Consider the following 12,246-nt stretch of genomic DNA (forward strand, 5'->3'; position numbering starts at 1 on the left):
ATCTTGGTCTTCGTCAACTGTATCTAAGCCGTCATCGTCATCAATAATTACGTCTTCATCGTTCACAACTTACCACCTCCTTATTCTTTCATAAATAAGAATCCCTGCCAAAATTATAATAATTATATCCAAGATTAATTTTATTATTTGCCATCGAGTCTCATGTTTTTTCATTTGAATAATCCTTAGTTTTTGCTATAATTACAGCAAAAGGGAAACGTTCCCGCTTCCCCTTTGCTTGTTACCTAAAAAGTTGGAACAATTGGAGTAACAAGCTCAAGATTGTTGCAAGACTCGCTAGAAAGCTAACCACATTAGTAAAACGATTAAAGTTTACCTTGCGGTTGGCTTTTTTGCTTGCCCTACGGTAATCTCTGCGAGTCATCTAACTCACTTCCTACTTATAGGCTAGTTGGTTTCTCAACCAACATTTTCATTATACATAAAAGAGAATTATTTTACTATGTCAATTTCAATTTGACTTTCGGTTCACGTTCAAACAGATAAAATTGCTGACCACCATCCATACGAATCATGGTCACCTTATCACCAGCCTTTAAACTATTGTCCAATTCATACCTAACCTTTTCAATCAATTCAGGGCGATTACCTGCCTCACTGCCAACCTGGTCACTATGCGCATAAATCTTAGCCTTAGAATCTAGTACAATCTTCCCAATGTTCTTACCCATTATGATAAAATCATCGGTCAGAATCATGTCATTAGCTAACTGCACTTTCAGTGGGTCAACCGAATCAACCGTGCCATAAACAATGTCACAGTATTCATTATCCGAACCGCCGCGTTCATGCATCATTCTGTAGAGTCGCTCGCCAGCCATGACGCCATCACCTTCATTTCTAATTCACAATTATAATCTGTGCCAAAATTATGCGTTGCCTTTAAAATGCCACAATTCTTTATTGTGCGATAACCCTTAATTTTCACTTCAACCGAATTACCTGCCACTAAATCAAGGTTACCTAAGCAATTAACGGTTAATGTCTTATTGGCTAAATCCTTTTGCTTTAGGACATTCTTCGCTTGCTTAACCATCTGTGCATGATTAGCTTTATTTTTCTTATTTTCTGTAATCTGCAATTTGCCCCAGCGCTTCACGCTCGGCATCTTTTTAGTTACCGTTTTAAAACTCGTTCTTTTAGGATCGTCACTTTTTGCTGTAGCTGTCTTAGACTTGGATTTCTTTTCATTCTTTTGAACGATTTTGACTACGTTTGCTGTATTATCAATGTCTTTAGAATATGTAAAATCCGTCATCCCTGAGTCACTATCCAAAATCAGCTTAAGCTTCTTACGCGGTGCTCGGCACAGTTCAACCCGCGAATAATTAGCATAAATGAAATACATGTGGTTAGTCGCCCGCAATGTTTTCTTGATTGCACTTTTTAGCATATCGAAGTATGACTTGCCGTCACAAACTTCCGCAGCTACCTTATGCTTCGGTCGGTCAACTACTTTGTGACTGATGCCAGCTCGCTTGCAGACATTAGTAAACCGATCGGCAATTGTTCCTGTCTTCCACACGATAGAATCTTGGTTCTTTAAATATCGCGTCTTGTCGTAAGCTGTAATACTAACCGTCTTACCACTTTTAAGTTCTGCCTTAAAAACATAGCCATAAAAGACCTTTTTGTGATCCCAATAGAACTTAACAATACTGCCAAGCGCTGGCAGATAAGTCTTACTTTGATAAATTAAATCGAAATCTAATTGCCCAGCAGAAAAGTTCAGATCTGTTGTCCATTTCGGATTAGCGACAATGTTTTTAACATCGTAACCTTTCTTTTTATCTCGTGACCAAATTTGAAAAAAGGTTATCATGCTCTTTTCACATCACCTTTCTTGACCCAACCACGAGCGCCACCTGATAGCGTTGAAACATGAATTGGGTACTTGTGGCCCGTTGCAATGTTGGTAATCTTACGCTTTGCATTTTTCTCGTAAGCACCCGCTCCACGTCCGTCACTATCTAAGTGCAATCTACCATTCACAATTACTGTTGAGCCTCTGCCAATCTTCTTAGCAGGGCTATTGCGGTGCTTGCTATGACCTGACTTACGCTTTTTCTTCTTTTTCTTAACTTTCTTATAGCTCGCCTTGCGGTAATCCTTAAGTTCCAAAGTATAAGTATATTCGCCATCATAGCCATCTTTAAAGCCCGGTTCAAAACTAGCAATTGTCATTGTCCTACTTAATTCAGTCGAAGCAACTACCAGCTGTACTCGCCCTTTACTCTTCTGAATTTCTTTCAGCCAATCAATGTAATAGGTTGGCTCTTGAAAATCAGCAGTTGAAACAAAATGGTCGTCTTTAGGAAACGTACTTTCTATTTCGATAGTACTAAGTTTCAGTGGGCCAAGTTGATTGATTTCACCCAGATTAATTACCGTTTGCGTCTTATCATCAGACTCATATTTGATTTTTAGGTCACTTGGATTAAGCGGTAATTCAATAGTCTCATTATTAGCATAGTTGGTTAGATACACTGCGAACTTATCGTTATTGTCCATTAAAGCCTCCTATTATCAATTTCAACCATGCGCTTTTCAATAGCTGTCATAATTTCATCAGCCGTTTGTTGTGGTTTGCTTGAGCCATTAATTACAATGGCACCTTTGGCAATCGTAACAGCGTGACTACTATTACTACTGTTATTACGAGTAGAAAATACCTGACTGCGTGTCAAGCTAGCCGGTGTAATTGAGCCAGAGCCAGCATAATTAACGCCCACGGTACCTCCAGTATTAGCGGCATCGATTAATCCTGCTCCTGCAGCACTAACTAAACCGGTAGTTTTATTCATTCCCAAAGCCATACCTTGACCGATAAAACTACCAACTTCAGCAAATAGCCTTGATGGTGAATGAATTTTTGCTTTTGCACGTGCCGCCCGATCAGCTTGTGCAACTAATGCATCGGCTGCCGCAGAAACAACACCTACCATTGACGGTCTGCCTACATGAGGGGCTGGAATGTTTCTCAATTTAGGCATTCTAGGCTGGGGAATAACCGGTCTTGCGACTTTAACATGCAAAGTTTTAATCTTTGGTGCTTTAGGTGTTGGAATTTTTGGCTTGGCAACTTTAGCTTTGATAGTCTTCATCTTAGGTGCCTTTGGCGTTGGCACTTTAGGTGTAGCAATTTTAACCTTAATTGGTTTATTGTTCATTTTTGATTGAACTTGTTGTTGCAAGTTGCCTATTTTAGACATATCAGGTGTAACCTTAGTTTTTACTGATTGCCCTGTTATTTGATTTTGAGTATTTTTAAGTCCAGCAGGATTAGTATCGAATGTATAGCCCACTTTAACTTTCTTGTTTAACGCTGCTTTATTAGCTGCAACATTGTTCATATTAAATACGCTGGCATTATTCTGAGCAATGTTAGGTACCTTAATCCCGTTTAAATCAGATTGAGTGGTCTTAGCTTTACTATCGATATTGCTCAAAGCATTTATAAACCCTGCTGTTGCACCATTTTTACCAATATTACCCAAGTTGCTAAAAGTGTCTTTCAAGCCACTAACATCGGATTTAACTTGATTAATTGCATTCCTTGCATTACTAAAACTCCAATTTAAAGTAAACAAATCCCTTAAAGCTTGTAACACAACATTAATTGCATCAACAAGAATTCTAAAAGAAAAAATAACAATTGACACAATATCAATTAACATTGAAAAGAGGTCTACAACTACAGCCACTGCTCCTGCTAAAAGATATAAAGAGCCGACGATTGAACCTGCTATTACCATCCCAATAACACTTAACAACTGACCTACAGGTGCCAAAGCATTACCTAAGTTACCAATAGCTTGTCTAAATGGTTCAAAAATTGCCGCTAAATTACTAAAAATATTCGAAACAAAGCTACGAAATCCTAAAAAATTGTTTTTCCATGCCCACACAGCTACACCTATTACTACTGTTATAGCTGCTAATACAGCTGCGATTGTACCAAGCGCGACCCCCAAACCGGCACTCAGTGCAGAACCAATAGCTTCCATAATTCCGGATAAAGAAGAAATAGCACTATTGATTGACAATATTCCATTGGCTATTCCCTTAACTGCTTTCAATGCAACTAAAGCTCCAGCTAAAATTTGAATAGCCGTTGCAATCTGTTTTATTTGACCAGAATCTAGTCGACTTATATTTCTAAGTCCATTTACAACGACAGTGAATACTAATCCCTTCATACCATATTTAAGAATGATAAAAGCAGAGGCTAAATCTTGAAGTGTAGCTGGGTTCATTCCTCCAATAGCCCTAGCTATACCGTCAATCGCATTAGCAGCACCGCTTACGACACCTCCTGCAAAACTGCCGAGTTGAGTAAAGAAATTATTACCTCCCCCAGATGAAGCTTTTGCCATAATGCTGCCAATAGTAGCGCTAATATCATGAAACATACCACTCACAGCTGATAATGCTCCTGTTGATTTAAAACCTTCAAATATATTTCTTGAAATTGATTTTACTTTATCAATTATTTGTGAAAATGCATTAGCAATTTGTGGTCCAGATGCCTTTATTTTGGTTGTCAAATCATTTAATGTATCAGTGAATCCTGCATCTACAAGTGGCTTTAATATTCCAGTTGCTAATGCATTCTTTATTCCAGTATGTAAATTAGCTAAACTAGTTTTAATTCCTTTAGTAGAATCAGCAGCAATTTTGGTTAGTGATTTTAAACCTCCGCCACCTTTTTTATCTAAAGAAATTAACGAATCCTCAAACTGATCTACTGATATTTTACCTTTCGACAATCCTTCTTTTAGTTCTCCAGTGGTTATTTTCATTTTTTTAGCGATTGCTTCAAGCACTGGACCCATATTACTATTCAGCATACTGTTCCACGTCATACCATCTACTTTGCCATTAGCTAAGGATTGTGATAATTGTAAAACTGCATTATTAACCATAGCCGAAGTACCACCAAAGCCAAGAATGCCATCATTCATTGCTTTAAATATTTGCGTTGACTTATCTAACTTTCCAGTTGATGCTGCTAATAATTGCGTATTACGAAGTGCTGAATCAATAGGAGTTGGTAACCCGTTTACTGCTTGATCTAAGCTTGAAATAGCTGATTTAGTATTTTTAGTAGAAAATCCCATATTCTGAAATGATCTGCTAGCATTATTAATAGTATCAAGTCTATCAATTGCGCCATCAAGATTATCAGTAATAACCCCAATTCCTTTACTAATCATGCCTCCCACAACGGTTCCACCAACCATTGACTTGAAAAATCCGTTAGATTGCTTAGTCGCATTACCAAACATGTTGCCACCATTTAAGGCACCCTTTAGCTTGTCAAAACCACTTGAACCTGCATTCAAACCTGATTCAAGCTTGCGCAGCGTCCCACTAAAAGCGTCATTTAAGCGGATTGTGGTTTCAATTACTCCCATATATTTACCTCCTTTCTTGCAATAACAAAAAGAGGCAAGACCTTACGCCTTGCTCTCCCGTTTCATCTTCTCAACTTCTTCTTTCTCATGTTTTTGTCTAACTTCAATTGACGCAACGATTAGCGCTTTTTCTCTTGCACTTAGTTCTGTCCATTGTTTTGGTGTCCAATGATATTCATTAAGTACATAGTGAAAAGCACCAAAGTCGCCAACTGAGTTTTCAATTAGTTTTTTGCCGTATTCTTCACTGCTTCGGCGTCTTCAATACCCGAAATCTTCATAATCCGGTCAGCAAGTTCACTGTATTCGCCAATCGTCAGCATTCTTTGTAATAATTTAGCTGCATCCCCGTCAACTACACTATAACTTTTCATCAGTTCCGCATTGTGGAGGTCTGGCGATACCACACTTGCTTCAACAATTAAATCAGTAAATTTATTCTGGTCAGTTTGCGCTTCGTATTGGTGTGTCTTACTGTTTAACGTCTGCTTAGTTGCTTGATTCCGCAATCTAGTAACATCTTCAGCCAATAGTGACTTAATTTTAAACGGCGATTTAAAACGTTTAAATTTAACGTTTTCCGTTTTAACGGGATTTTCTACGTTCTTCATTAAAAAGTCATTGATATTTTCAGTCATAATTTATTCTCCTTATTGTAAACTGCCATTAAATTCATTGATTAAGCTAAAGCCTTCGAACGAAAAGTCAGACTTGACTTCCATTACACCATCATCAGCCTTGAAATCGGCAATCGGAATGGTGTCAAGATTGACGTTATTGAGTTGAACAACCTGCTTACCCCAATCAGTCGTTTGGTCTTCAATCGTTAACGTAATGTCAAAGTACAAGTCACGACCATTTTGAACGTATGGCATTGCTTGCTTAATCCAATTAGAGTTAATCAGGTAGCCGCTCAGCGTTCCAGTTCCTTCAATAGAAGTAGTCTTCTTCCGCTTCCAGTGCGTTCCGAGAGTTTGAATATCTTCCTTCTTCTTTTCCAATTTGGCTGTAAACTCGTTACATTCAATCATCTTATAGACGTGTCCAGCAATCGTTAAGGTTACAGTTGCTTCTTTTGTAGAAATCGCGTTTCTACCATTTAAAAAATCACTTGCTTCTAAAGGCATATTGTTCCTCCTATCCTACATTAATTGTGACGTACAGCTTTTCCATTGCATCCACAGGCTTGACTGCCAAATCGACAACAACTGAATCACTATCTGTACCAGGATTAACCGTAATATCAGTTGCGCTAAAATCCTGAATAACATTGCTGTCGTTTAAGCCTTGTAAATAACTTACTCGATTAGCCTTGAATAAATCACGACCAGCGGAGTTGTTGCCAACTTTGCCTAAGTAGCTTTGTTCAAAGACTTGTTCTGTATCAGTGGCAATTTGATCTAACACCCGCAGAACTTTGTTCTTACTGAAACTCTTAGGCTTATCCTTAGTAAATTTGATTAGTGAATTAATATCTTGCTCAATCACAACTCGTTGACCTGGACGCGTTGTAAAGACAATCTGACCAGCATTCAATGCCGCGATAGTTTTCTCATTGTTCAACCGCGGATTAGCACTAATGGCATCTTCAATCTCGGTATAAGTTAAAGACGCCGAACCATCAACTGAACTGGACAGTCCAGCAAAATATCCTGTTGCATTAGTGACAGATAAGTCTGTACCGTCATTCAAAGTTAAGCCGTTAGCGACAACAGAAATTCCTTCATAATTAGCCTGATTAATGCTTGAACTTGCTGGAATTACCCCGCGAATTTTCATACCTTCTGTATCCCGCAGCCGTTTAACTGCCGTAACCAGTAACGCATGAATATTACTATCTTCTGGGTAACCAGCTGTTGTAACAACCGAATAGTTTTCCGTTTCCATCACGTCAGACATTAAGTCTTCGGTATTAGCTGGCGTTGTTGTCCCACCAGTTAACTTGTAGCTGGCTGCCGTACTAATTGCTTCCAGCTTAGCTTGACCATTGTCCTGTTCCGTCATTGTCGGAATGACATAATCATTAGCCACCAGATTATTACCCGTTGTCGTGGTAATTGTCTGCTCATCGACAATTTCAGTGCCAAACAGCGTTGTCACGTTGACAATCGTTGCGTTATTTGGGTCCTTTTCCAAACTAACAGAGATGTCGTTACCCCTAGTGCCTGGATATTTAGCAATAAACTTCCAAGGTAAAGCTGGGTCATCAAGACTGGCTCTGGTACCATCGCTAATATTTAAAAAGAGGACTGTTTCGGCCCCCTTGAGTACTTGCTTTAATACTACTAACTTAGAATCATCAATCGTCGTCCCTAGTAATTCTTTAAAATTACTATCGTTATGTACTTCAATAACACCTTTTTCGCCCCAATTTAGTTGTGCGTTACTTAGCAATAATGCTCTACCTAAGCTAGAGTCAGAAGTTGGTTGCGCAACACCCTTAACATTGATATATGCTCCTGGACGCCGCTTATTCTGCGTTTTCCATGTTCCGCCTGCCATTTAAATTCCTCCTTTAAATTTCTTAATTGCTGCTTGCAATTCTTCAACCGTGTATGTCTTACCATTTTCTAAAACAGTACGTAAGATGTCCTTATCAATGGTTGCAAACAAGTTACTATTAAGAATAGCTTTCTTCGTAAACCTGTTTTCTTACTTATTAATAGTGCTAAACGGCTTTTCCTGCACTGTCTCAGTCTTTGACTCCGCCATTTACATCTACCTTTCTTTGCTTAATCGTAGTATCTTGCTTAATTGCCCAGGTCCATACTTCGAATTTAACTTCCAGCACTGTGTTAGCTGTATCAATGTCAAATTCGCGATTATGAATATCGGCAAAGCCTGATAACTGTGTAAAATTGTCTAGCAGTTTATCTTCCACACGATCCATATCTGCATTTGGATGGTCAGGATTAGGGAAATACACTATCTGGTAGTGATATTTTCGGTCTTGGTTCTCAAGTAGCAGTGGCGTAGTTGCAGTTAAAATTTTTTGGATAAAAAAAGACGGCTCCTGAAAGTTGCTGTCTTGGTTCTCTGTATAAATTACTGCATCTGGAAAGATTGCTGCTATTTCGTTTGCTATGCGCTCTGTAATTGTCATGATAATAGGTTCCTAAACTTAACTAATAATGGCGTAATCAAGAATGGCAATTGACTTTCGATTTGCGTTTTTGACTTCTCCATAAAAAATTGCCCTGGTACCCAACTGCCACCACCACAAGTTCGGTGACCGTTCTCAACAAAAGACGAGTATTCAGCATTGTTGCTAAGTTTAATGCCCCAACCTGTGCCATCATAGTGCGGACCATCAACTTGCCAAGAACGTCTTAAATTACCAGTATCAACTGGCGTATTAGCTTTAAACTGCTTAAGCGATTGTTGACCAATTCGACCAGCACTCTCACCAATCGCTTGCTTAGGCTGACCACCATTTACTACGCTAGTAATTTTGTTCTTAAAAGCTTTAAACTCACTATCATCAACAGTTCCTAAACTCATGCTTTCTCATCCCTTACCATTGCTAGTTCTTTATGACTAGCATAACCGGTATAACCTTTGCTAGCTCGCTTATACTGAGTAACTTTGCCATTTACATCAGTTACACTGATATGACCACCTGCCGGAATATCAATGCCAGTCCTAATTAACAATTCTGCATCGTATTCATCAGTACCGAAAAACGATTGTGTGCTGGCTTTTTGCCCTTTTAGGATAACTTTACATGGCTCATCAGAAACAATCGTCACGGTTTCGCTATCAGTGATAGCACCATGCTTCATTGCTCGCTTACCAGTTATTTTGCTTTATCATGCCAAAGCAGTGGTGCTACTCTGGTCAGTCCGCCAAATATAGTCATAATTACGACCTCGAATTATTTCTTAGTTTTTCATATTCATTGTTTGCCTCTTTAAGTTTATCCAGAAGCTTATCAAGTGCTCCAATTGCTTGATCTACATTAATTTCTATCTTGGTAGTAATTTTACTTTCACTCATTGTTCAGGTAACCTCCTAAATTTATTTAATATCGAGCGAAAATCATCGCTGATTGCATTAACAGTCTGCAAATCTTTATAGATTTCGCTAGGCTGCTTAAAAGTAACTGAAACATCGCCCTCAGTAATTGAGCCTATATCGCTGTCGTCTTGTTGACCATTAAGCCAACCATGAGTATCAAGTAATTGTGCGGTTAAACTAACAATTGCACTGCATAACTCATCTGGCAGTTCGTCAATCGGTGTATTGCAATAGTTAGCAACATCATTGATTGCTTTTTCAACTGTAAAATCAACAATACTTTCATAGCTTGGGTTATTACTACTATTTGGTAACAGCAGTTTAACCTTGGTTACTACGTCATCGTATTTCGAATAGTTCTTGTAGTCCATTAGCTATTTACTAGACTTCGTAGATTTAGTCGACTTACTTACTGGTGTATCTTGCTCTGGTCCAACATCTTCAGTTTGCGGAGCTGACGAAGCAAATGCAGCAGGCTTATCAGAAAGCTGGGACAATAACAATCTTAACAGAATCAATACTGTAAACCGTTCTTTGTGGGTTATTGGCATCAATTGACATGTTACGGTTTTTCGCAACAGCACGCTTTAAAATCGCATTAATTTTAGGCGTGATATAAAGCACTCTGTTTTGAGCTGGTACACGTGCCTCATCAAAGTCCAGCATCATATTGTCAAATGCTTCAAGAATATTGTTTTCATCGAGTGTATCAGTAGTAATGCCCTTGCCACCATCTAAGTCATTCTTTTGACTATATAGACGGCTAAACATAAATCTGTCTTGTTCTGGCATCTTTTGCGTTAAATTAAATTGCTTAGTAATGTTAGCAATCGAAACAACATAGTTAGTTTCATCAACATCAAGTGGATCTACAAGCGTTTGCCAATAACGTTCGTTCGCCAGCTCATATCTTTCCCAGTCGTTTGAATAGTTAGTTGTAAATCCTGTAATTGTTCTCCGTTGCCGATCCTTACGACCAGAGAGAATGGTGAGCTTAGGCAGTTTAATGTGCTTTGCGCCATCGAATTTAATCATTGAGTTTGATTGTGAGTTCCACAAATCTCTTGAATATAAAACACCGTCCATATTGTAGAACGAGTCTTGAATTGCTTGCTGATATTGTTCAGCAAAATTAATTGTTGTCATTGTTATTTACCAATCCTTTCGTAAATATATTTGTCATAGTTTGAGTTTCATTATTACCAGTTGGCTGTCCATTTGCAGGTGTGTATGGCTGCTTACTGCCTTCATCAAACAAATAAGCATCAGATTGCTTTAGGCCCTTAACTTGTTCATCTAAGCCAATCAGTTCGCCCTGTTCATTAAGCTTAATGCTATCCATATTGAGCAATGCTTTAGCAGCCTTAGTATTGCGTACTTTACTTTGCGTCAAAGACTGGTCAATTGCATTGTTTAACTTAGTCTGACTTAACTGGTCATTAAGCTTGGCTGTGTCCTGTTTGTACTTGTCTTGTAAATCCTTTAACTGGTCAGAAACGTCATCGTTGTCTTTGACCTGTTTCTGCAGCTTTTTCAAGTCCTTGTCACGATTGGCAATCTGTTCAGTTAATGATTTATTGGTTTCCTCAAGTTCAGTAGACTTAGCCTTAATAGCATTAACATCTTCACCGTTCATCGACATAACCTTGTTAATAACGTCATCATTCAAATCTAACTCTTTTAACTGTTCTCTTTTCATATCTGCTCCTTTAACATCTTTTCTACGAGTTGACTTCTCGCAAGGGTATAAAAAAATAAGCCTTTTTATGCCATGCTCAGGGCAAACAAAAAGCAGGATCAATACCCTGCTTTTAAAAATTATAATTATTATAAGTTGTTTTTTAAGCCTTCAAAATTTTCAACATCAAATTTTGTTCCTTGAGGTATTGATGCTAATTCAGAAGTCAAATTATAAGTAAGTTGGCTAGCCTTAGAAAGCAATGGTAAAGCCAAAACTTCTTGAGATACTTTAACTTCACTATCATTATCTAAAACTTTGACCTTGCTATTTATTATTGCCGCAATTGCTTCTTTTTCACTAATTTTGTTTATCTTTCCGTTACAATATTTTTCACCAACAGATTGGTACTCATATACAAATCCGAATATAACAACAAATATATTTTCTTCCTTTACAAATTCAATACCGAGTTGACCATGAGTCGTTAACTCATCATCAGATTCTTTATCTAATTTGTTTTCATTTATTATTTTTCTTAAAATATTATCTTTGTCTAACGTATTTATGTATGCAATTATATTCGAACAATTATCTTGCAATATAGTAGGCACAGACAAGTGCTCAATTGACAATATGCTATCACTCATATGAATCTCCCTAACTGCTATAACCATATATTTGATTATTTTGTGTTTGTTTTACATTTACATAGTCAAGAGTATAATACTTCTCTACATTTGAATTTGTATATGTTTTAAACTTTAATGATTTTGTATTTGTCTCTCTTAAGCTGTTTTTTTTTCGACTCGATACTTTCATTGACAGCTTTATAACTAATACTGATATTTGACCATAATTTTTCTAGCAGTTTATCTATTACTAGTTTATATTTTTCTTTACTTATCGGCAAATCCACATTTTCCATAGATAGTAATTCTTCTATTGATATACCTAAGTATTTTGCTGCTTCTTTCTGAGTTAATCCAAGTCTAGCTTCTAATCCCATAATTTCATTTGATAATGTATATTTAGGAGAAGCCATTTTCTTTTTTAATTTATCATTATTACCTACTATGTATTTTTTTAGAAAATCATCTAATTTCAATTAAC

Annotated in this window: 15 protein-coding genes and 1 pseudogene; all 16 read right to left on the bottom strand. The window is 37.5% G+C overall.

All coding sequences use genetic code 11. From position 1 onward, the window contains the following. Positions 1 to 461 precede the first annotated feature (461 nt). The 16 genes and pseudogenes from PT278_RS02260 to PT278_RS02335 all read right to left on the bottom strand — a co-directional run bounded on the left by PT278_RS02260 (position 462) and on the right by PT278_RS02335 (position 12,241). Positions 462 to 842, bottom strand: coding sequence for a DUF2577 domain-containing protein (locus tag PT278_RS02260; protein WP_277129851.1), 381 nt, complete (start codon positions 840 to 842; stop codon positions 462 to 464). After that, complete coding sequence (locus tag PT278_RS02265) at positions 815 to 1,843, bottom strand: late control protein D (RefSeq protein ID WP_277129853.1); 1,029 nt, start codon at positions 1,841 to 1,843, stop codon at positions 815 to 817. The genes PT278_RS02260 and PT278_RS02265 overlap by 28 nt, the downstream gene beginning before the upstream one ends. Next, complete coding sequence (locus tag PT278_RS02270; RefSeq protein ID WP_277129854.1) at positions 1,840 to 2,532, bottom strand: hypothetical protein; 693 nt, start codon at positions 2,530 to 2,532, stop codon at positions 1,840 to 1,842. The genes PT278_RS02265 and PT278_RS02270 overlap by 4 nt, the downstream gene beginning before the upstream one ends. After that, positions 2,532 to 5,438, bottom strand: coding sequence for a tape measure protein (locus PT278_RS02275; RefSeq protein ID WP_277129856.1), 2,907 nt, complete (start codon positions 5,436 to 5,438; stop codon positions 2,532 to 2,534). The genes PT278_RS02270 and PT278_RS02275 overlap by 1 nt, the downstream gene beginning before the upstream one ends. A 224-nt stretch (positions 5,439 to 5,662) precedes the next feature. Then, complete coding sequence (locus PT278_RS02280; protein ID WP_277129857.1) at positions 5,663 to 6,076, bottom strand: hypothetical protein; 414 nt, start codon at positions 6,074 to 6,076, stop codon at positions 5,663 to 5,665. Between the two features lie 12 nt (positions 6,077 to 6,088). Further along, positions 6,089 to 6,565: a phage tail tube protein gene (locus PT278_RS02285; RefSeq protein WP_277129859.1), complete on the bottom strand. Its 477-nt coding sequence runs from the start codon at positions 6,563 to 6,565 to the stop codon at positions 6,089 to 6,091. Positions 6,566 to 6,575: 10 nt separating this feature from the next. Next, positions 6,576 to 7,940 carry a phage tail sheath family protein gene (locus PT278_RS02290; protein WP_277129860.1) on the bottom strand — a complete coding sequence of 455 codons (1,365 nt, stop codon included), beginning with the start codon at positions 7,938 to 7,940 and terminating at the stop codon, positions 6,576 to 6,578. A 190-nt stretch (positions 7,941 to 8,130) separates the two neighbouring features. Then, positions 8,131 to 8,541 (bottom strand): DUF6838 family protein, encoded by a 411-nt coding sequence (locus tag PT278_RS02295; RefSeq protein WP_277129861.1) that lies wholly within the window; start codon positions 8,539 to 8,541, stop codon positions 8,131 to 8,133. Beyond that, positions 8,538 to 8,939, bottom strand: coding sequence for an HK97 gp10 family phage protein (locus tag PT278_RS02300; protein ID WP_277129863.1), 402 nt, complete (start codon positions 8,937 to 8,939; stop codon positions 8,538 to 8,540). The genes PT278_RS02295 and PT278_RS02300 overlap by 4 nt, the downstream gene beginning before the upstream one ends. Beyond that, positions 8,936 to 9,297 (bottom strand): annotated as a pseudogene (locus PT278_RS02305) (hypothetical protein). Before PT278_RS02305 ends, PT278_RS02300 begins: the two are co-directional and overlap by 4 nt. 2 nt (positions 9,298 to 9,299) lie before the next feature. Further along, positions 9,300 to 9,434, bottom strand: coding sequence for a hypothetical protein (locus PT278_RS02310; RefSeq protein WP_277129865.1), 135 nt, complete (start codon positions 9,432 to 9,434; stop codon positions 9,300 to 9,302). Next, positions 9,431 to 9,826, bottom strand: a complete 396-nt coding sequence (locus PT278_RS02315) for a hypothetical protein (protein WP_277129866.1) — start codon at positions 9,824 to 9,826, stop codon at positions 9,431 to 9,433. The genes PT278_RS02310 and PT278_RS02315 overlap by 4 nt, the downstream gene beginning before the upstream one ends. A gap of 109 nt (positions 9,827 to 9,935) precedes the next feature. Then, entirely contained in the window at positions 9,936 to 10,601 is a 666-nt protein-coding gene (locus PT278_RS02320) for a capsid protein (protein WP_277129867.1), read from the bottom strand. After that, positions 10,588 to 11,154 carry a phage scaffolding protein gene (locus tag PT278_RS02325; RefSeq protein ID WP_277129869.1) on the bottom strand — a complete coding sequence of 189 codons (567 nt, stop codon included), beginning with the start codon at positions 11,152 to 11,154 and terminating at the stop codon, positions 10,588 to 10,590. The genes PT278_RS02320 and PT278_RS02325 overlap by 14 nt, the downstream gene beginning before the upstream one ends. A gap of 128 nt (positions 11,155 to 11,282) precedes the next feature. Continuing rightward, positions 11,283 to 11,783, bottom strand: a complete 501-nt coding sequence (locus PT278_RS02330; protein ID WP_277129872.1) for a hypothetical protein — start codon at positions 11,781 to 11,783, stop codon at positions 11,283 to 11,285. A 107-nt stretch (positions 11,784 to 11,890) separates the two neighbouring features. Beyond that, positions 11,891 to 12,241, bottom strand: coding sequence for a hypothetical protein (locus PT278_RS02335; protein ID WP_277129874.1), 351 nt, complete (start codon positions 12,239 to 12,241; stop codon positions 11,891 to 11,893). Positions 12,242 to 12,246 lie beyond the last annotated feature (5 nt).

The organism is Lactobacillus sp. ESL0703 (genome assembly GCF_029433435.1).
Classification (GTDB): Bacteria; Bacillota; Bacilli; order Lactobacillales; family Lactobacillaceae; genus Lactobacillus.